This window comes from Paraburkholderia sp., assembly GCF_049581445.1.
In the GTDB taxonomy this organism is placed as follows: domain Bacteria; phylum Pseudomonadota; class Gammaproteobacteria; order Burkholderiales; family Burkholderiaceae; genus Paraburkholderia.
Map to the genome: position 1 here is coordinate 1 of NZ_JBAURZ010000064.1, position 20,202 is coordinate 20,202.

General features: G+C 62.3%; 20 protein-coding genes and 1 pseudogene. 4 read left to right on the plus strand and 17 right to left on the minus strand.

Annotated elements, in window-relative coordinates; genetic code table 11:
• Positions 1-247, minus strand: a 247-nt coding sequence (locus WCA85_RS04815; protein WP_424062024.1) for a hypothetical protein, incomplete at its 3' end; no start/stop codon positions are given.
• 70 nt (positions 248-317) lie between these two features.
• Here WCA85_RS04815 and WCA85_RS04820 point away from each other — a divergent pair.
• Together WCA85_RS04820 and WCA85_RS04825 are read left to right on the plus strand one after the other, a co-directional pair.
• Positions 318-515, plus strand: coding sequence for a hypothetical protein (locus tag WCA85_RS04820; RefSeq protein WP_424062025.1), 198 nt, complete (start codon positions 318-320; stop codon positions 513-515).
• Complete coding sequence (locus WCA85_RS04825; RefSeq protein ID WP_424062026.1) at positions 508-2,586, plus strand: recombinase family protein; 2,079 nt, start codon at positions 508-510, stop codon at positions 2,584-2,586. Before WCA85_RS04820 ends, WCA85_RS04825 begins: the two co-directional genes overlap by 8 nt.
• A 72-nt stretch (positions 2,587-2,658) precedes the next feature.
• On the opposite strand, the gene WCA85_RS04830 is transcribed toward WCA85_RS04825, so the two are convergent.
• A complete protein-coding gene (locus WCA85_RS04830) occupies positions 2,659-3,555 on the minus strand; it encodes a LysR family transcriptional regulator (RefSeq protein WP_424062027.1) in 897 nt (298 codons plus the stop codon).
• Positions 3,556-3,712: 157 nt separating this feature from the next.
• Here WCA85_RS04830 and WCA85_RS04835 point away from each other — a divergent pair, with 157 nt between their 5' ends.
• Both WCA85_RS04835 and WCA85_RS04840 read left to right on the plus strand, forming a co-directional pair.
• On the plus strand, positions 3,713-5,092 hold the full coding sequence (locus WCA85_RS04835) for an NAD(P)H-dependent oxidoreductase (RefSeq protein ID WP_424062028.1): 1,380 nt from the start codon (positions 3,713-3,715) through the stop codon (positions 5,090-5,092).
• A 77-nt stretch (positions 5,093-5,169) separates the two neighbouring features.
• Positions 5,170-6,471, plus strand: coding sequence for an MFS transporter (locus WCA85_RS04840; protein ID WP_424062029.1), 1,302 nt, complete (start codon positions 5,170-5,172; stop codon positions 6,469-6,471).
• A gap of 48 nt (positions 6,472-6,519) precedes the next feature.
• Here the strand turns inward: WCA85_RS04840 and hypB are convergent, their stop codons facing one another.
• The 15 genes and pseudogenes from hypB to WCA85_RS04915 form a co-directional block, all read right to left on the minus strand.
• On the minus strand, positions 6,520-7,503 hold the full coding sequence (gene hypB / locus WCA85_RS04845) for a hydrogenase nickel incorporation protein HypB (protein ID WP_424062030.1): 984 nt from the start codon (positions 7,501-7,503) through the stop codon (positions 6,520-6,522).
• Positions 7,503-7,832 carry a hydrogenase maturation nickel metallochaperone HypA gene (gene hypA, locus WCA85_RS04850; protein ID WP_424062031.1) on the minus strand — a complete coding sequence of 110 codons (330 nt, stop codon included), beginning with the start codon at positions 7,830-7,832 and terminating at the stop codon, positions 7,503-7,505. Before hypA ends, hypB begins: the two co-directional genes overlap by 1 nt.
• A gap of 18 nt (positions 7,833-7,850) precedes the next feature.
• Complete coding sequence (gene hypE / locus WCA85_RS04855) at positions 7,851-8,942, minus strand: hydrogenase expression/formation protein HypE (protein WP_424062032.1); 1,092 nt, start codon at positions 8,940-8,942, stop codon at positions 7,851-7,853.
• On the minus strand, positions 8,939-10,186 hold the full coding sequence (hypD, locus tag WCA85_RS04860) for a hydrogenase formation protein HypD (RefSeq protein WP_424062033.1): 1,248 nt from the start codon (positions 10,184-10,186) through the stop codon (positions 8,939-8,941). The genes hypE and hypD overlap by 4 nt, the downstream gene beginning before the upstream one ends.
• Positions 10,183-10,890, minus strand: a complete 708-nt coding sequence (locus tag WCA85_RS04865; protein ID WP_424062034.1) for a D-sedoheptulose-7-phosphate isomerase — start codon at positions 10,888-10,890, stop codon at positions 10,183-10,185. Before WCA85_RS04865 ends, hypD begins: the two co-directional genes overlap by 4 nt.
• A 31-nt stretch (positions 10,891-10,921) precedes the next feature.
• Positions 10,922-11,197 carry a HypC/HybG/HupF family hydrogenase formation chaperone gene (locus WCA85_RS04870; protein WP_424062035.1) on the minus strand — a complete coding sequence of 92 codons (276 nt, stop codon included), beginning with the start codon at positions 11,195-11,197 and terminating at the stop codon, positions 10,922-10,924.
• Between the two features lie 49 nt (positions 11,198-11,246).
• A complete protein-coding gene (gene hypF / locus WCA85_RS04875) occupies positions 11,247-13,658 on the minus strand; it encodes a carbamoyltransferase HypF (RefSeq protein ID WP_424062036.1) in 2,412 nt (803 codons plus the stop codon).
• A 24-nt stretch (positions 13,659-13,682) separates the two neighbouring features.
• On the minus strand, positions 13,683-13,784 hold the full coding sequence (locus WCA85_RS04880) for a DUF6893 family small protein (RefSeq protein WP_370707810.1): 102 nt from the start codon (positions 13,782-13,784) through the stop codon (positions 13,683-13,685).
• Positions 13,785-13,846: 62 nt separating this feature from the next.
• Positions 13,847-14,398, minus strand: coding sequence for a hydrogenase maturation protease (locus WCA85_RS04885; protein ID WP_424062037.1), 552 nt, complete (start codon positions 14,396-14,398; stop codon positions 13,847-13,849).
• On the minus strand, positions 14,395-15,816 hold the full coding sequence (locus tag WCA85_RS04890) for a hypothetical protein (protein WP_424062038.1): 1,422 nt from the start codon (positions 15,814-15,816) through the stop codon (positions 14,395-14,397). Before WCA85_RS04890 ends, WCA85_RS04885 begins: the two co-directional genes overlap by 4 nt.
• Positions 15,813-16,472 carry a DUF6084 family protein gene (locus WCA85_RS04895; protein ID WP_424062039.1) on the minus strand — a complete coding sequence of 220 codons (660 nt, stop codon included), beginning with the start codon at positions 16,470-16,472 and terminating at the stop codon, positions 15,813-15,815. The genes WCA85_RS04890 and WCA85_RS04895 overlap by 4 nt, the downstream gene beginning before the upstream one ends.
• The gene (locus WCA85_RS04900; protein ID WP_424062040.1) at positions 16,465-17,100 is read right to left on the minus strand and encodes a DUF5947 family protein; all 636 of its coding nucleotides are present in this window, start codon (positions 17,098-17,100) and stop codon (positions 16,465-16,467) included. The genes WCA85_RS04895 and WCA85_RS04900 overlap by 8 nt, the downstream gene beginning before the upstream one ends.
• Positions 17,097-17,687 (minus strand): NifU family protein, encoded by a 591-nt coding sequence (locus tag WCA85_RS04905; protein WP_424062041.1) that lies wholly within the window; start codon positions 17,685-17,687, stop codon positions 17,097-17,099. The genes WCA85_RS04900 and WCA85_RS04905 overlap by 4 nt, the downstream gene beginning before the upstream one ends.
• Positions 17,684-19,498, minus strand: coding sequence for a nickel-dependent hydrogenase large subunit (locus WCA85_RS04910; RefSeq protein WP_424062042.1), 1,815 nt, complete (start codon positions 19,496-19,498; stop codon positions 17,684-17,686). The genes WCA85_RS04905 and WCA85_RS04910 overlap by 4 nt, the downstream gene beginning before the upstream one ends.
• A 54-nt stretch (positions 19,499-19,552) precedes the next feature.
• Positions 19,553-20,202, minus strand: a pseudogene (locus tag WCA85_RS04915) (hypothetical protein); the annotation flags it as partial.

Below are 20,202 nucleotides of genomic sequence, written 5' to 3' on the forward strand. Positions count from 1 at the left end.
GCCAGTTCCCGATCATTCTGCCCATATCGGGCAAGAAGTTGAAGTCAATTATCGTTGGCATCCGCTGTTTCGTCGTCGCGTCAAGGTTCGAGATGTTGAGCAGCGCGGCGGAGGTCGGGTCGTCCATATCGATGCGGGCAACGGCGAGATTAAGGTCATTGCCGAATGGATGTTGGATGCTGCCGCGTGCTCCGCTCTGGTTCTCGGCGAGCCGCGCGTCAGCGTAGCGGCCTTGTGCAATCTGCACCGACTTCTTATCGATCGACATTTGCGCGGAAACTCACCGGACGATTCCACCATCGTCCGGGAGAAGCGCAATGCACAAGCCACCAAACGTCGTTCCGGCAGACCCGCAGTCGTTGCAACCGATATCGCGCCAGATGAACATGACGTTCGACTCGGTCGAGCTTCAGGGGATGAGCCCGGTGCAGCGTTCAAACGTCATCAGACACCTCGCAAGCCTGCTGGCGCAGGGCGCCGGAGTCGCGCTAGCAAAGGAGCGTGACGATGAATAACGATGAACGTTTGCCCCCGCTGCTACTGAAGCGTAAGGCCGTGGTTTACGTCCGGCAATCGACCCAGACGCAGGTCCAGATGAACGTTGAGAGCAAGCGCCGACAGTACGACCTTGTACAGGAGGCCAAGCGACGCGGATTCCGTGACATCGAAGTCATCGACGACGACCTGGGGCGCTCAGCGAGCGGCATGGTGGCTCGACCGGGCTTTGAGCGTCTGGTCGCGTTGCTCTGTGCAGGCGAGGTCGGAGCGGTACTATGCGCGGACGCCTCACGTCTCGCTCGAAACGGGCGCGACTGGCACCATCTTCTCGAGCTTTGCGGGCTTGTCGAAGCGCGCGTAATCGACCTCGACGGTGTGTACGATCCGTGCCGGGCAAACGACCGCTTGCTGCTTGGCATGAAGGGCAGTATCAGTGAGTTTGAGCTCAATGTGCTTCGTACCCGCATGCACGACGCCAAGCGGCAGAAAGCACACCGCGGTGAGCTTCGCATCAGTGTGCCGATCGGCTATATCTGGCATCGTGAAGTCGGCTTGGGCATCGATCCAAACCTGCAGTTGCAGGAAGTCATACGCCTAATATTCGTACGTTTCCGCGAACTCGGCAGCGCAAGACAGGTCCTGTTGTCGCTACAAGCTCAACAGGTCCACTTCCCGCGTCCCTCTGACGGTAGGACGCTGACGCACTTCGATTGGATACTCGTACGCTACCGCAATGTGATCTCGGTACTCAAGAATCCGTTCTATGCGGGCGCATACGTGTACGGCAAGAGTGGCAAACAGATGACGATAGTAGATGGGCGCGCGCGCAAGAGCTATAAGCATCCCAAGCCGTTTGAGGAATGGGATGTCCTGCTCCGGGAGCATCACGAAGGCTACATCGATTGGGCGGAATTCGAACGCAACCAGAAACAGCTTTCGGCCAACGCCTACGGCAAGGCCGGCGACGTAAAATCGAGCCGTGGTGGACGTGCGTTGCTCGCTGGCCTGCTCGCTTGCGCGCGCTGTGGGCGCCGCCTGTCGGTGGCCTATACTGGTCGAATCCCGCAGGCCGTGTATCGATGTCACCGCTTTGACAAACCGCCGCGATGCATGAGCTTCGGCGGTTCCCGTATCGATGCCGCCATCGGAAACGAACTTCTGCGTGTCGTGGAGCCCTTGGCAATTGAAGCAGCCCAGCATGCCGAGCATATGCAAATGGACATCCTGAACGAGCAGCGGCGGATCGTAGAACTCGAACTGCAACAAGCGCAGTATGAGGCAACGCTCGCTGAGCGGCGCTACGCCGCTTGCGACCCCGATAATCGTTTGATTGCCGCACAATTGGAGAAGAACTGGGAAGCAGCATTACGTCGGGTACAGGCCTGCCAGGCGCGTTTGGAGACGGCAGGAGCGCAAATGGCAGAGGCAGTGCCGCCTGACTTCGCAAAGCTCGCTGAGAATCTCCAGGCAGCCTGGAACGCGCCGGGCGTGACCATGCGCATTCGCCAACAACTAGTCCGCGCGCTCATCGTCGATATTGTTGCAGACGTTGACGAAACGGCTCGCGAAGTCATGCTGACGATCCACTGGCATGGCGGTCAGCACTCCCAGCTACGAATTCGCAAGCCCAGAACGGGCGAACATGGGTGCAGCACCTCTGACGAGGCGCTCGCGGTCGTTCGTAGCATGGCGAGCCGATGGTCAGATCAGGACATCGCCGCGTCGTTGAACCGGATGGGGCTACGCACAGGCCAGGGCAAGACCTGGACCGCGCATCGTGTCAGTTCAATACGACGAGTGCGGGACATCCATGCGTATAGGTCAGCTGAGAAGGATGGAGAATGGCTGACGATGTTCGAAGCCGCAAAACTGCTCGGCGTCACCAGTCACGCAATCCGCCGGTTGATCAACGATCGGGTTCTGCCCGCCGAGCAGGTGATGCCCGACGCTCCTTGGCAAATTCGTGCGAGCGATCTGCGCAGCGATGCGGTTACAGCGGCCTTATCGCGCAAACATCGTCCGTGTCGCAATGATGGGGAAGGACAAATCCCAATGTTTATCGAGGTCTCAGAAGGAGGTGCACAATGAACGCCCCATTGCAGTAGGCCGAAGCGTCGCCACTTCGACGGACCGAGCGCCGGACATTACACGCAAGACAACTCATTTGCCCCAAAAGTCAGGCAATCGCTCCGCCTCCGAGCGAATGAAATCGGCGAGCAGCTTGACTCTTGCCACGTCGCGCGTCTCCGCGTGAGTGACGAGCCAATACGACCGTGTTAACTCGATCTCGTCCGCGAGCAGGCGCACGAGATCGGGATCCGTGCGCGCCATGAAGCACGGCAGCACACCTAGCCCCGCACCGCCTGCCACTGCGGCCATCTGGCTGATCACATTCGAGATGCGCACGGTCGGCACGAGCGACGCCGAAATCTGCGGCATGTAGTTGAGTTCCGCCGACCACATTTGATCTTCAACGTAGCCGATCCACGGATGCGCAAGCACGTCGTAACGGTCTCTGATCGGAAGATGCGCCGCCACATAGCCACGCGAGCCATAAATGCCGAGTGTGTAGTCGGTTAGCTTGTGCGCGTAGACGCGCCCCTGCGGCGGACGCGTCATGCTCACGGCCAGATCAGCTTCGCGTTTGGAGAGGCTGAACATCCGCGGATTCGCGATCAGCTCGATTTCAAGCTGGGGGTGCGCGGCCGAGATCTTCGCGATCCGCGGCGCCAGGAAATAAGTGCCGAAGCCCTCCGGCGTGCCCACTCTCACGCTTCCGGTCAAGCCGACCGACGCGTCCTCCAGCCGATGCCGCATGCGCATCGCGAAGCTCTCCATCGCTTCGGCGTCTGCGAGGACGCGTTCGCCTTCGGCCGTCAGCACGAAGCCGACCGAGCGGCGGTCGAATAGCCGCACACCGAGCGCCGTCTCCAGCGCAGCGATACGCCTGCTCAGTGTCGAATGATCGACTCCCATCTGTTGCGCGGCCGCGGTGAGCCGCCCCGCACGTGAAATCGCGAGAAAAGCCTGAATGTCGTCCCAGTCGAACTGGCGCATGGGGATTTTTGCACAGCGTAGTTGTAGATTTGCTCATTCTATTGCAAGAAATAGCCTGCTATCTTGGTTTCAACTCGCGCGATCGCGAAACCGGTCATCGGGCACAGCGCGGTGCCAGCGCGCGCCGAACAACACCTCTCAAAACGAAGGAGACACCATGTCGCTCATCGCGAAACTCAAAGCCCGTGCAGAAGCCGGAGCGCCGGTCAAGGTCGGGCTGATCGGCGCCGGAAAATTCGGCTCCATGTATCTGGCACAGGCGCCGCGCACGCCGGGCATTCACCTCGTCGGGGTGGCGGATCTTTCGCCAGACCGTGCGCGTGCCGCCTTGCAACGCGTGGGATGGGAAGCGGAGCGCTACAGCGCAGGTTCGTGGAGCGACGCAATCAGGAACGGCTCGACCTTCATCACCGACGACGCCGACGCGATGATCGCGAGCGACTACGTCGACATCGTCATCGACGCGACGGGCAGCCCCGCCGCCGGCATCCATCACGCGCTCCTGTGCTGCAAGCATCGCAAGCACATTGTGATGGTGAACGTGGAAGCGGACGTGCTGGCCGGGCCACTGCTCGCCCGCCGCGCGGCCGAGGCAGGCATCATCTATTCGATGGCCTCGGGCGACCAGCCCGCGTTGATCGCCGAGCTGGTTGACTGGGCACGCACGATTGGCTTCGAAGTGATCTGCGCAGGCAAGGGCACCAAGTACCTGCCGGTCTATCACCAGTCGACCCCAGATACCGTCTGGGGTTACTACGGTTTCACCGAAGAACAGGTCGGCTCGGGCGACTTCAACGCGCAGATGTTCAACTCGTTCCTCGACGGCACGAAGTCCGCACTCGAAATGGCCGCTGTCGCAAATGCATGCGATCTGCGTCCGCCATCCGACGGCCTCGCGTTCCCCGCCTGCGGCGTCGACGACCTGCCGACACTGCTGCGTCCCCGCTCCGACGGCGGCATCCTGCCTCATCGCGGCAGCGTGGAAGTGGTGTCGTCGCTGGAACGCGACGGTCGGCCGGTATTCCGCGACCTGCGCTGGGGCGTCTACGCCGTCTTCGAGGCGCCGACCGACTACGTGCGCGACTGCTTCTCCCAATACGGCCTGAAGACCGACAACACCGGTCGCTACGCCGCGATGTACAAGCCGTATCACCTGATCGGGCTGGAACTGGGCGTGTCGGTTGCCAGCATCGCCGTACGCGGCGAGGCGACCGGTGCGACGGGGGGCTTCAGCGGCGATGTCGCGGCGACCGCCAAGCGCGACCTGCGCGCAGGCGAGCGCCTCGACGGCGAAGGCGGCCACACCGTCTACGGCAAATTGATGCCCGCAGCCGATTCGCTGCTGCTTGGCGCCCTCCCGATCGGCCTCGCACACAACATGGTGCTGCAACGTCCGGTCGCGGCGGGCCAGCCGGTGCGCTGGAGCGACGTCGCGTTCGACGCGGGCAAGGAGTCCGTGCGCGTGCGCCGCGAAATGGAAGACATGTTCCGCGCGGAAATGAAGCTGGACGTTCCGGCACACAAGCTGGCGAGCTAAAGCACGCATCGCCCGCACGCCTTCGGGCGTGCGGGCCGCCACTCTCTAAACGCCCGCCAAAGGGCGACGGAGGAGACATGATCCATATCAGCGATACCCTCGGCGTGGCGCCCTCTTCGCGCGCCGACGTCTACCGGAAGATCACGTGGCACATCATGCCATTCATTGTGGTCTGTTATCTGTGCGCGTATCTGGACCGCGTGAACGTCGGGTTCGCGAAGCTCCAGATGCTCTCCGACCTCGGCTTCAGCGACGCTGTCTATGGCTTCGGCGCCGGCATCTTCTTCATCGGCTATTTCATCTTTGAAGTACCGAGCAACCTGATCCTGCACCGTGTGGGCGCCCGCCGCTGGATCGCGCGCATCATGATCACGTGGGCGATCGTCTCGGCGCTCACGCTCTTCGTGAAGACGCCGTTGCAGTTCTACATCGTGCGCTTCTTCCTGGGCGTTGCCGAGGCAGGCTTTTCGCCGGGCATCATGCTCTACCTCACCTACTGGTTCCCCGCGAAGAAGCGCGGCTTCGCGCTCGGCGTGTACTACATCGCGATTCCGCTCGCCGGCGTGGTCGGCGGCCCGCTGTCGGGCTGGATTCTCAGCGCCTTCACGCATTCGACGATGGCAGCGTGGCGATGGCTCTTCCTGCTTGAAGCGTTTCCGGCCCTGGTCGCGGGCCTTGCGGTACTCGCGCTGATGGTCGACAAGCCACATCAGGCGAAGTGGCTCACCGACGACGAGAAGTGGAGCGTCACCCAGGCGATCGAACGCGAGGACGCAGAGAAAACCACGCACGCCAGCGCTAGCGCCTTCCTCACCGACAGGACCATCTGGAAACTGTGCGCCGTGTATTTTTGCCAGATCATCGGCCTCTACGGCATAAGCTTCTGGCTGCCGTCGATCATCAAGGACAGCGGCCTCACGGAAGTCTCTCTGATCGGCTGGCTCTCCGCGATTCCGTACCTGCTCGCGATTCCCGCAATCATCCTGACGGGCATGAGCGCCGACAGATTCCGCTCGCGCCGCATGCACTTCTCGGTGGCGCTCGTGATCGGTGCAGCGGGTTTTGCCGCGAGCGGCTACGTCGGGCATCAACCGGTGCTCGCGGTGATCGCGCTGAGTGTTGCTGCTGCGGGCATCCTGTCGGCGCTGTCGCTGTTCTGGGGGATCCCATCGGCATTTCTCGCGGGTACGTCCGCGGCGGCGGGCATCGCCGGCATTAACTGCGTTGGCAATCTGGCGGGCTTTGTTTCGCCCTATATGGTCGGTTGGCTCAATGTCGCGACACACGACAACCGCATCGGTCTCTATGCCGTTGCGGCATTCATGGCGATCGGCGCGGTGATGGTACGCGCGATCTCGGGGCGGCTCGCGGATCGGTAAAGCGGAACTGGCAACGCTACGGGTTTATCCGGGCGTGAGCGCTCCGATCTATTCCCCGCAGGATGTTGCTCTCGCTCGCAACCAACCGTACCACGCTTCCATGCCCTCGCCGCTTTGCGCAGAGACCTGCAGTATTTGCAACTGAGGGTTCACACGCTTCGCAAATTCGATGCAACGCTCGACATCGAAGCGCAAATGCGGCAGCAAGTCGATCTTGTTCAGCAACAGTAAAGAGCACGCCTGAAACATATGCGGATATTTGATCGGCTTGTCCTCGCCTTCAGTCACCGACAGAATCAATACTTTGGCCGCTTCACCGAGATCGAATAGCGCCGGACACACCAGGTTGCCGACGTTTTCGATCATCACCACCGAATGCAAAGGCGGATCGAGTTGCGTCAGCGCCCTCGACGTCATTTCCGCATCGAGATGACATCCGGTGCCGGTGTTGATCTGCACCACCCGCGCGCCGGTCGCGCGAATCCGCTCCGCGTCGTTCAACGTGGCCTGATCGCCTTCGATCACCGTCATCGGGAACGTGCCATCCAGATCATGGATCGTGCGTTCAAGCAATGTCGTCTTGCCGGCGCCTGGCGAACTCATCAGGTTCAGCGCGAGTATCGATCGACCCGCGAGCCAGCCGCGATTGCGTTCGGCCAATAGCTGGTTTTTTGCAAGGATGTCGCGTTCCAGCTTGATGGATGTAGTGTGGCCGTCTGCGTGGTCGTGGGAATGCTCGTGCTCATGAGTGTGGAAATGAGCATGGGCATCACCGTGCTCGTGATGATGAGCATGGTCATCCGAATCGTGCTGGCCGTGAGCGTGAGAATGCGAGTGACTCTGCGTGTGCGTATTCAGACGCGCATGACGATGCTCGTCGACTCGCCGATAGGCGGCTTCGACCCCACCCACTCCCCCGGCGTCCCGCTCCGATTTCGACTGCGACTGAGCATTGCTCTCCACTGCGTCCACCGCATCCAGATCGGTCACCGCCGCGCCCTTCGAATTCGAGCATCCACACGTCGTACACATCACACCACCTCCATCTGCCGGATCTTCAACTGCTGACCGGAAATCAGTTCGAGATTCTCGCTCCCACATGCGCATTGCCCGTACGGCACGTCGACCGCAAGCGTCGCACCGCACGCCAGACAGCGTGCCTCGCCCGGCATCACGACAATGTCCAGTGCCGCGCCTTCTACGGCCGTGTCTTTCGCGCATACGTCGAAGCAAAACCGGATCGCCTCCGGCATCACCGCCGACAAGCGCCCGATCTCCAGCGTCACGCGTCGCACGCGCGCACCGTGCGCCTGTTCCGCGCAAATCTCGACGACGCTGCTCGCAATACTCAACTCATGCATGGCGCTCTCTTCGATTCCTTAGCAGATACGCGGCAGCTGCTCGCCCACCAGCATATCGACGATACGCTGGCCGCCGAACACCGTCTGCATGACGACGAGTCCATCCACCTGCGCCTCGCTCCTTTCGACCGTGCCGATCACTGCGGCTTCACGTCCTGCCGGATTAGCGCGCATGGCTGCAAGCACGCGTTCAGCGGCATCGGCGGGTACGACCGCCACCAGCTTGCCTTCGTTAGCCAGATACAGCGGGTCGAGCCCGAGGATCTCGCAGGCGCCCTGCACCTGCTCACGCAAGGGCAACGCGGCCTCATCGAGCCGTATCGTTACGTTCGAACTCTGCGCGAATTCGTTGAGCACGGTCGCAACACCGCCGCGCGTCGCATCGCGCAGGCAATGAATCTGCGGGCACGCGTCGAGCATCGCCGAGATCAGGCCGTTGAGGGGACAACAATCGCTCTCTATGTCCGCTTCCAGTGCAAGCTGCTGACGCGCGACCAGGATCGCCGCGCCGTGATCGCCCAGATATCCATTGACGATCACCACGTCGCCGGGACGTGCGTTGCGCGCTGAGATCGACGCGCCGTGGCGTACTACGCCAATGCCCGAAGTATTGATGAACAGCTTGTCAGCGCAACCGCGTTCCACCACTTTCGTGTCGCCCGTAACGATCGCGATGCCGGCTTCGAGCGCGACGCGCTGCATGCTCGCAGCGACGCGACGCAGAAGATCGACGGAAAACCCCTCCTCGATCACTACTGCGCACGACAGATACAAGGGCATTGCGCCGCACACCGCCAGATCGTTGACCGTACCAGATACGGCTAGTGAGCCGATATCGCCGCCCGGGAAGAACAGTGGATCGACCACATAACTGTCGGTCGTGAAGGCAAGACGGTCGCCGCGTGTGGCGAAATCGGCGAGCGCGAAGACGGCCTGATCTTCCAGCGCAGCGAGCGTGGGATTGTCAAAGGTCGACACGAACACGTCTTCGATCAGATCGCGCATTGCGCGACCGCCGCTGCCGTGCGCGAGATTGACGGACGCATCGCGCACGCGCCGCACGCGGTGCGGCGCAACCGCTTCGATCGGCGTGGCAGAACGATCGTTCATAGGCCGCCTCGCACGGTGGATATGGCGGCCGTTTCTGTGATCGCAGCCGTTTCAGCATTGCCGCCCGCGCCTGGACGTGTCGCGACTGGGGCCGCCGCTTTCCGCGCGTTTAGCCGCCCGTCGATACGCGACGTGTCGATTCGTCCATAGTTGTAGTACGCCGCGCAGGCACCTTCGCTCGAGACCATCAGCGAGCCGAGCGGCGACTCGGGCGTACAGGCCGTGCCGAAAACCTTGCATTGATGCGGTTTGATCACGCCCTTGAGCACCTCGCCGCATTGACATGCCTTGGGGTCGGCGATCTTCAGGTTCGGCACCGCGAATTTGCGCTCGGCATCGAATTGCGCAAACGCCTCGCGCACCCTCACGCCGGAATGATCGATCGAGCCCAGTCCGCGCCACTCGAAAAACTCGCGCGTCTCGAACACGCGCGTCACCGCCGACAAAGCCTGCACGTTACCGTCTTCCTGCACGATCCGCCCGTACTGGTTCTCGACCTCGCAGCGGTTTTCCGCAATCTGCTTCAGTACCATCCACATCGATTGCATCACGTCGAGCGGTTCGAATCCAGCGACCGTGATCGGCTTGCGATAGTGCCGCGCAATGAAGTCATAAGGCCGGGTGCCAATCACCATGCTGACATGTCCCGGACCGAGAAAGCCGTCGAGGTGCAAGTCCGGCGAATCGAGAATCGCCTTGATGGTCGGAATGATTGTGATGTGATTGCAGAACAGCGAGAAATTCATGACCTTTCTCGCGTGTGCCTGCAAGACGGTCATCGCGGTGCTCGGCATAGTCGTCTCGAAGCCAAGGCCGAAGAAGATTACTTCCCGGTCCGGATTGAGTTGCGCGATCTTCAGTGCATCGAGCGGCGAATAGACCATCCGCACGTCAGCGCCGTCGGCTTTCGCCTTCAGCAGGCTTTTCTTCGAACCCGGTACACGCATCGCGTCGCCGAACGTCGTGAAGATCACTTCAGGGCGCTCCGCCAAAGCGACGCAATCGTCGACGCGGCCCATCGGCAGCACGCACACAGGGCAGCCGGGACCGTGAACGAATTCGACAGCGTCTGGCAACAATTGCTGGATGCCGTAGCGGAAAATCGTATGCGTGTGCCCACCGCAAACTTCCATGATTTGCAGTGGCCGCTGCTTCGCTCGTTCGATGCGGGCCACCAGCGCACGGATTTCCCTGGCGAGGGTTTTCGCCTTTTCCGGGTCACGGAACTCATCGACGTATTTCATGGCGCGTCTTCCGCGGGCGCCGTGGCCGAAGCACCGAGACCTCCGCGGTCGTCGGCGAGCAACGTATGCACGAGGTCCCAGAGAATGTGATAAATCGCGACATGAGTCTCCTGCACGCGATGGATACTGTCGCTTCTCACCACGAGGCAGTGATCGAGCGCGCCGCTCGTGGACATGCGCCCACCATCGTGACCGGAGAGTCCGACGGTCAGCAACCCCATCTCTTTCGCCTTCGCGAACGCGGCCAGCAGGTTCTCCGAATTGCCGCTCGTCGACACGCCGATCAGCGCATCACCGCGCCGCGCCTGCGCAACCAGTTGCCGTACAAAAATGTGATTGAAGCCTACATCGTTGCCGACCGCCGTTAGCATGGCCATGTCGGCGACGAGATTGATGGCAGTAAGCGCGGGGCGTCCCGTCGTCACGGGATGCAGAAACTCGACGGCAATATGCGCCGCGTCGCAACTCGAACCGCCGTTGCCCATTGCGAAGAGCCGACCGTCGGTGCGATACACGTCGGCAATGGCGTGCGCAATGCGCACGACCTCTGGGGCGCTCTCTTCGAAGAATTGCGTCTTCGCGTCGACGCTGTCCTGCGCTTTGCGACGCACCGATTCGAGCAAAGCAGCGTCGAGCCGGTCCGCGTCCTGATGCGCACCATGCAGGAACGGATACAGCGCTTTCAGCATTTCATGTTCGGGCATGGCCGGTCTCCGTGTGCTGATGTTGGCGCCCTCACGGCGCACTGCGCAGCTCATCCATCTCGCCCTGCGCGACGCCCAACTCGTGCAGCAGTGCAAGCGTGAGCGCCGCCTCCTGCTCGTCGAGCCGGCTCATCGCAAAGCCGACATGCACCAGGACCCATTCGCCGACGCACGCGCTCGCCGGCCGGTCTTCGTCGATCACAAACGCGATGTTGATCACGCGCCGCACACCGCCTACGTTGACGAGCGCAAGATCGTTCGCCGCATCGGTCACTTCGACGATCTGCCCTGGGATGCCCAAACACATGTCGCTCTCCCCCCTCAATGCACTTCTTGGCCGCTACCCCACACCCGCGTCAAACCCTGTCGCGTCGCAGCGCTGCCGCGACGACCGCCTGCCCGAGCGACAATCCGCCGTCGTTGGTCGGCACCTGCCGGTGCGTCAGCACGTGAAAACCCGCTTCCCCAAGGCGCGTTGCAACCTGCTCGAACAGGATGCAATTCTGGAACACGCCACCCGATAGCGCGACGCTGCGCGCGTCGGCTGCGTCCGTGAGCAGATCGGCAAGACACTCCACCATCCGCACGATTGCAATCGCCACGCCCTTGTGAAAACGCGCCGCAATCACCGGCACCGGTGTGCCGCGCAACAGATCGTCGAGCAAGGCTTCCCACATTGGTCTCGGTTCGAGGCAGCGCAAACCGCCCGGAACGGCGTTGGTCAGCTCGAACGGGTATGCGTGGACGTCGCTATCGTTTCGCAGCGTGCGTTGATCGACGAGCGCCTCCAGTTCGATCGCGGCCTGCCCTTCGTAAAGCACGCGCTCGCGGCACACGCCGAGCGTGGCCGCCACCGCGTCGAAGAGACGTCCTGCGGAGCTCGCCAATGGACTGTTCACGTGCTGCGCGATCATGGAGTCGAGCGCGGCGCGCGGACGCCTGCTCAGGAACTGATGCACGTCGAGGCCGCTGTAGTGCCGCGTGAAATCGTGCCAGTCGAATGCCGCCCGCAAATGCGCATAGGCATTGCGCCACGGTTCGTCGATAGCGCGCGTGCCGCCAGGCATCGCCACCGGCTTGAACCGGCCGAGCCGCGTGTAGCCGCGATAGTCCGCCAGCATGAATTCGCCGCCCCACAGCGTGCCGTCGTCGCCGTACCCCAGTCCGTCGAGCGCGACGCCGAGCATCGGCAACGCATCGAACGCGACACCGCTTTCGGCCATGCAGGCCGCAAGATGCGCGTGATGATGCTGCACTTCGACCACGGGAATTTGAGAGGTTTGCGCGAGGTCGTAACCAATCTTGCGCGACAGATACTCGGGATGCAGATCCAGCGCGATGGCCTGCGGCTCATGCTCGAACAGGCGCAGATACTGCGCCACCGCGCGACGATAGTCCGCATACGTCAACGCGTCTCCCAGATCGCCAATGTGATGCGAGAGGATCGCCTGCGCGTCGCGCGCGAGGCAGAAGGTATTCTTGAGTTCGCCGCCCATGGCCAGCACTGCCGGGCTACCGGCAAAGCCTTCGGGCAACAGCAGCGGCGCGGGCGCATAACCGCGCGCGCGCCGCACGATACGCGGCGTACCCTGCACCACACGGGTCACGGAATCGTCTACCCGGCGCGAAATGTCGCGATCGTGCATCAGGAAGACATCGGCGATACGGCCGAGCCGCGCGCGGGCGTCCGAATTATCGGTGCACGGCGGCTCGTCGCTGGTGTTGCCGCTAGTCATCACCAGCGCGGAATCGATCGACTCCATCAGCAACCGGTGCAGCGGCGTGGACGGCAGCATGAACCCCAACGTGCCGATACCCGGCGCTACGCTCGCGGCGACACTTTCGGCACCATCAGCGCGCATGATCACGACAGGTCCGGCCGCGCTAAGGAGTAGCTTGTGTTCGGCTTCGGACGGCGTGCAATAGCGGCGCACCGCTTGCAGATCGCGCGCCATCAGCGCGAAGGGTTTGCGCTCGCGCTTTTTCAGTCGCCGCAATCGCGCAACTGCTGTTTCGTCGTCTGCACGGCAAGCAAGCTGAAAGCCGCCCAGTCCCTTGATCGCGAGGATCGTGCCGTGCCGCAACAACTGGTGCGCTGCGCGGCATGGGTCGTCGCCTTCGACACGCACACCGTCACGGCTCTCCAGCCAGACACGCGGGCCGCATGCCGGGCATGCAATCGGTTGTGCGTGAAAGCGCCGGTCGGTGGGGGCGTCGTATTCCGAGCGGCACGCATCGCACATGACGAACGCCGCCATCGTCGTGGTGGCGCGATCGTAGGGAATGGCCTGTACGATCGAAAGCCTGGGTCCGCAATGCGTACAGTTTGTAAACGGATAACGATAGCGGCGATTCGTCGGGTCGGCGATTTCCGCCGCGCAGTCGGCGCAGATGACCGCATCGGGTGTGACGCCGGTTTGCACATGACCGCTCACGCTCGGCACAATACGAAAGTCGTTCGCCTCGGCCGCCTCGTTCAATTGATGCCGCTCAATCGCGTCGATCCGGGCGAGCGGCGGACACTCGGTGCTCAGGTCGTCGATGAAGCGCTGCAACGTCCGCGCGTCGCCCCATGCGTGAATCAACACGCCGTCGCTGTCGTTGCGCACGTCGCCGACCACGCCGCACGCATGCGCGAGTCGCCACACGGTCGGCCGGAAGCCAACGCCCTGCACCAGTCCGCGCACGCGGATTTCTTCGCCGACCGGTCCCACGACCGGCGGATGCTGGGTCGAACCCTGTCCGTCAGGCTGTGCATGGGTGCTCATCGCCCTCTCCCTGGCCGCCGTCGCCTACATGTTGCGGATACGGATATATCGCTTGATATCCTTCATATTCGCCAATACGCCGACCACCAGGGCTGGCAACAAGAGGTACTTTAGAAATCCTTTCATGATGTCTCCCGCTTCAATTATTTCGCACCGTATCCACGACGGGCTGTCGCGTAGCCTGCATGCTATGCCACGTGCGAGGCGCGCTGTTCCTGTCTCGCCGTGACGAGTCGCACCACCACCTCTGCGGCCCGCTCCACCGCCGCCGCCACCGGGCGGCTCAAACTCATCCGTCCTTCTTCGCCATCTTCACAGCCGAAATCCAGCGGCTCGCAGCCCAGCACGACGATATCCTCACAACCGCCGCCCAACATGCGCACGGTTTCCAGCACCTTGGCCGGGTCCATTTCGTGCGGCGACATCAGGATAGGCGCCGCGTATGGATCACCGCTTGCCGCGCAGCCCGGACCCTCTATGGATGGCTCAATCACATATAGCGTGCCGGGCGGGCCGCCGCGCTGCGTCGCATCGATCAGAATCGCGCTGTCCACGCCGTCGAGCAGCGCATAACACAGATCGACGCCGCGAATACCGAAGTCGGCGATATTCACGCCGGCCGCAAGCGCCGGCAATTCCCCCGCGGCCAACTGTTCCTGCAAACGCCGCACCACTTCGACACCGAAGCCGTCGTCGCCGAGAAACACGTTGCCGATGCCGGCCACCAGAATCGTGCTCATACGGGTCCCCGCCGAATGCCTGTAGCCTGGCCGAGCGGTTCGATCTCGTCCGGGCCGAAGAAGAAGCGATGGCCCGGCATGCGCTGCGTGCCGAAGTCCTTGCCAGGGTCGTCGTCGATGGTCACGGCGACATGAACGTGGTCGTCGAAATCGCGTTCGATCGATTCGATCGTCGCGACCATGCCGCTCAACGCGATATCGAAGATGTCCGCGCGGCCACGCGGCCGCAAGCGCACCTGATCTCCGATCCGGATTTCCACGCCTGCCGCCCGCACGCAGGCAAGATGCGGCCGTGCGTCGAGTTCGGCCCATGGCGAAACGGGCATGGCAGTCTCTTCCGACGAGAATGACGCGCCCACGCTCGTGGCGTCGAGCCCGCGCACCTGCCGCAAGGTGCCGTGCAGCTTCTGCATCTGTTCGGCACCCAGACCCTCAGTGCGCGCGAGCAAGGCGCGAGCGCGCTCGTCGGTGGCAATCATTTCACGCTTTTCTTCGTCCGTCATGGTGAGAATGCGCAGCGTGAGAATCTCGTCGATCTCCGTCGCGTCGAACAGATCGCCGGCGCTTTCGGGCGCGATCTGCGGGAAATCGTAGAGGATGATCGGCGAGGCGAGCATCGTGTCGGGCTGCTGTTCATCACCGACCAGCACCGGCCATACGCCGATATTGCGGCACGCAGCCGACGCGGCCGCGAGGTCGTCCGGCGGATCGATCGACGAGATCCATGTGCCGCGCTCGATGCTCAGCACGGTGTGGCACGAAACCAGTGCGTACAGCGAAGCGGCGTCGCGCGTCAGGCTGCGGGCATGATCGAGCGGCGTCTCGTTGACGATGCGCACTTTCAGTCGATAGACGCCGCCCGCGCCGGCCGACACGCTCCCCACGCTCACTTCGACCCGGCCTTGCAGCGACGCACGGGTACGGCGCAACGCGCCACGCAGAGCGCCGTGCCGGTCCGCCAGCGGTTCGAGTTCGCTGCCGGCATCGAATGTGAATGGAATTTCGTGCTGAGCCGTCAGCAAGTCGCCTAGCGCCAGCACTGGCAGCGCGATATGCCTTTCCGCCGCTTCCTGCCACGGCGTATAGCGCCGTTCGTCGATGTCGAGCACGGGCACCTTGCGCCACGCAGGCTCACCCGACTCCGGCCGCACAGCGGCACTGTCCGCTATATCCAGCACCATCCGCTCGATCACCTGCAAGAATCCGGGCCGCACTGCCACGCGCGTATGCTCGTCACCGCGCAGCAGACACTCGCTTTGCGTCACCCACGGATCGCTGCCCGACGCTTCCGCATAGACGCGCGGATAAACGCCACCAAAGGTCCAGCGTTGCCGGTTCTTCACCGAAGTCGGCCGGTACGGATACAGCATGTAGCCTTCGTACAGCACCGCCTGCACCACACTCTCAACCGCGTTCACGATATGTCCTCCTCGAGCTTGTCGAGCAGGCTCGTGATCGCCTGCTCCCAACTCGTGAGACCCCGGCGGGTCTTAAAGCGCGAGAGGCGATCGAACACATCGCGATGCATGCATAGCCAAGCGCCGTTCGGGTAATAGCGAGCCATCATGTCGCGCCATAGCGCGACCGGCAGACGGTACGCTGCCTCCTTGTGCCAAGGAATCGGCGCAGCCTGCAATGCGCCATCGGTCTCGCGATAGAACACCGTGCCGCTGAATTGCAGCATCAGCGGGATCTCGCCTTCTTCAAGTCCGTGGAAATATTTGGTGGCGGCCACATTGAAGTCGTAAGTGCATGGCACGGGCAGATCGAGCATGCATTCGCCGGTAAAAGGTGGCGCAACCGCTGACGCGTGTGTCCACAGCATCGTGCGCAACGTCTGGCCCCACCGGGGTGGTGCACCGAACAGGTCTTCGAGTCCGTACTGCTCGATGGGCGCGTAGCGGCGTTTCGTGGCCTCGATCTGGATCTGGCATTGCAGCGTGATGCTGGCGATCTCGCCGTGTGCCCGGATGTCCACCGCGGTGTCAACGATATGCAGCTTGAACATCAGCAGCGGTGCCGCAGCAAACGGCACCACTTCCGCTGACTCGACAGTGAACGCAAGATCAGGCATGGAGCAAGCCCTCCGGTACGCGGCCATGGGTCTTCAGCGCGGCAAAGAAGTGATGAATCGACTCCCACGCCTGGCGGCCGCCCGATACGCCGCGCCAGCGCGCGCGAATCACGCCGGTCAGCGCATAACATTGGTCGATCGGCACGCGATAGTACTCACGCGTGCCTTCGCTGCGGTTCACAAGCAGCGCTTCGACGTCGGGCTCCAGTTGCGCGAGCCACGGGTTTACGGTGACGAGTTCGGCCCAGGCCTGCAACTCCAGCAGCGATTGCGTGCCACCTGCCGGTCCGGGATAAAGCGCGACAATACGTTGTGCTGAACTGTCGTGAAAGAAGAAAGCGATGTCGATGGGGATCGCCAGCGCGTCCCACTGCGCGTCGCTCATGCGAAAACCGTCGAGATAACGCGCATCGCGCGGCACCGGACGGTAGCGCGCATTCTGCTGATTGCCGAACAGCAGCGCACAGGCGCGGCAGCAGCAACACAGTTGCCGTTTGTCCGTTTCGAACAGGTGAGGATGGTCGGCCAGCAACTGCGCGCCGCACAATTCGCAGCGCAGGTTGTCGGCTTTGCGCACGAAATGGCGCACGCGCGCGACCCAGCCGCGCGTCGTTGCGGCGGGTGTCATTGCGCGCCGGCCTCGGTCCGGCTGGCTACTTCGGTATGCTCAGTGTGCGGGGTAGGCACGAAACGCAGTTCGTGCACGTTGACGTCCTGCAAACCCGCAATGTCGACGCGCATCGCCTCGGGCGCCGCTTCAAAAATGGCATGCTCGATTTCCTGCTGCAATTCGCCGACTGAGTTGTGTTTGCCTTGCAGACGGCCGGACACCTTCAAGCGCACCGCTTCTTCCGCAGCGTCGAGCAACTCGATCTGGATCCCCTGCACGCCGAGCAGCGGCCGCATCTTCTCCACCGCGCGCGACACGCGCGTCGGCAACTCTTGCGGATGCAAGCCGTGCAAAAGCAGCAGCGCCGAGACACCCGCGTCACGTTCGAACGCTTCGACCATGGCGTCGTCCAATGCGCCCGAGCCCGAGACGATTTCCATCAGACGCGCGAGCCCGTTCGCATGCAGATCGAGCACCACCTGCAGCAGTTCCTGAGCGCTCTCGCGCGCAGTTGGATCGTCGAGCGCTTCCAGCGCCGTAATCAGTTCCTCGATGCGGTGTTGCTGGGCGGCGACCGCACGCTGGTCGCTGGCTTGTCCGCTCATTTGTGCGCTCCCTGCATCACACCGAAGGTCGGTGAGTGCGAGGTGTCGATGGTCTTGCCGTTGCCCACATACATATGCACGCCGCACGGCAGGCACGGGTCGAAGCTGCGCACCGCGCGCATGATGTCGATACCCTTGAATTTGTCGGGGCCGTTCTCTTCGAAGATCGGCGTGTTCTGCACCGCGTCCTCGTAGGGTCCAGGCGTGCCGTAGACATCGCGCGGATTAGCGTTCCATGGCGTAGGTGGATACGGATGATAGTTGGCGATCTTGCCGTCGCGAATCACGAGGTGATGCGATAGCACACCACGTACCGCTTCATGGAAGCCGCAGCCGATGCCCTCTTCAGGCACCTTGAAATCGCTGAACGTGCGTGTTCGTCCCGCATGCAACTCGGCGAGCGCCTGCTCCGCGAAATACAATGCCGCTGCCGCCGAATAGGCCTGAAAATAGGTGCGCGCGCGATCACGTTCGAGCGCGTTGCTCCACTTAGGAATCTTCCATTCGAATTCGACTTCGGGCTTGAGCGCTGTCTTCGGCAAATAGATCTTCACGCTATGACCGGTCGCCTTGATATAGCCGATATCGACCAGTCCCGCCAGCGCCGTGGCCCACAGGCGCGCGATCGGACCACCGCCGGTATCGAGCGCGAGGTGGTCGCCCGTGCGTTTATCGAGCCAGCGCGGCGACATGACCCACGTGTAGTTGCCGTCGAATTTGCGCTTCTGCGGATGGGGCAGCGTGGTCTGGTTCCACGGGTGCTTGCGGTCCACCGGATTGCCAAGTGGGTCGTTTTTCACGAAGGTTTCTTCGTGATCCCAGTCGTCGTAATAGGAGCTGCCTAGCAGAATGCGAATGTTCAGGTTGATGTCCACCAGATCGGTCGTCACCAGTTCGCCGTCCACCACCACGCCCGGCGTGACGAACATGCCGCGGCCCCATTGCGTCATCGTGTTGTAGCTGTAGTCGCATACGTTTGGATCCTGGAACGAGCCCCAGCAACCGAGCAGAATGCGGCGCCGGCCCACTTCCTCGTAACCGGGCAGCGCTTCGTAGAAGAAGTCGAACAGATCGTCGTGCAACGGCACGACCTTCTTCATGAACTCGACGTACTTCATCAAACGAGTGATGTAGTCGGTGAACAACTGGATGGTCGGCACCGTGCCTACGCCGCCGGGATACAACGTCGACGGGTGCACGTGCCGCCCTTCCATCAGGCAGAACATCTCGCGCGTGTAACGGCTGACCATCAGCGTCTCGCGATAGAACTCGCCCGTAAACGGATTGAGCGCCGTCATGATGTCGGCGATGGTTTTATAGCCATGCTTTTCCGCATGCGGCGCGGCCGCTTTCTGCGCCTTGGCCCACACGCCCGGATTGGTCTCCTTGACCATGGTCTCGCAGAAGTCCACGCCCACCAGGTTGTCCTGAAAGATGTTGTGATCGAACATGTATTCGGCCGCTTCGCCGAGATTGACGATCCACTCGGCTATCGCCGGCGGCTTCACGCCGTATGCCATGTTCTGCGCGTAGACTGAGCAGGTTGCGTGATTGTCGCCACAGATGCCGCAAATACGGCTCGTGATGAAATGCGCGTCGCGCGGGTCCTTGCCCTTCATGAAAATGCTGTAGCCACGAAAGATCGACGATGTGCTGTAGCACTCCGCCACACGGCGGTTCGCAAAGTCAATCTTGGTGTAAATCCCCAGACTGCCGACGATCCGCGTAATCGGATCCCAGTTCATCTCGACCAGTTTGCCCGGCGCTGCCTGGATGGTGGTGTTCGCTTCAGGTGCGGTGCTGACAGCCATGACCTTCTCCCTGCTGACAATGCTAACGATGCTGACGAGTCAAATTGCGCCTGCTCAGCGACGGTACCCGGTAGTGAGTTTCGCGCCGTTGTGACGCCATTTCGGTTCGTCGTTGAGCGTGTTGTTGGTCAGTTTTCGCAGACTGCGAATCAGCGGGCCATAACTCTTGATGAGGTTCGACGACAGCACTGCGCCGGGAGGCTCGTCCATGAAGGGCATGAACTTGTCCGGGAAGCCCGGCATGGTGCAGCCGATGCAGATGCCGCCCACATTCGGACAGCCGCCGATGCCCGCCATCCATCCGCGCTTGGGCACGTTGCACTGCACGACCGGTCCCCAGCAACCGAGCTTGACGATGCAGTTCGGGCTGCCGTATTCGCTCGCGAAGATCGCCTGCTCGTAGGAGCCGGCGCGGTCGCAACCGTCGTGAACGGTGCGGGTGAATAGCCACTTGGGCCGCAGCGCTTCGTCGAGCGGAATCATCGGCGCGAGACCCGCCAGTTGGTACAGCAAGTACAGCAGGGTCTCCATGAAGTTGTCCGGCTGCACCGGGCAGCCTGGCACATTGACGATCGGCAGCCCGGCTTTCGATTTCCAGTCCCAGCCGAGATAATCAGCGAGACCCATGCAGCCGGTCGGATTGCCTTCCATGGCGTGAATGCCGCCGTAGGTCGCGCAGGTGCCCGCGCCGACCACGGCCAGCG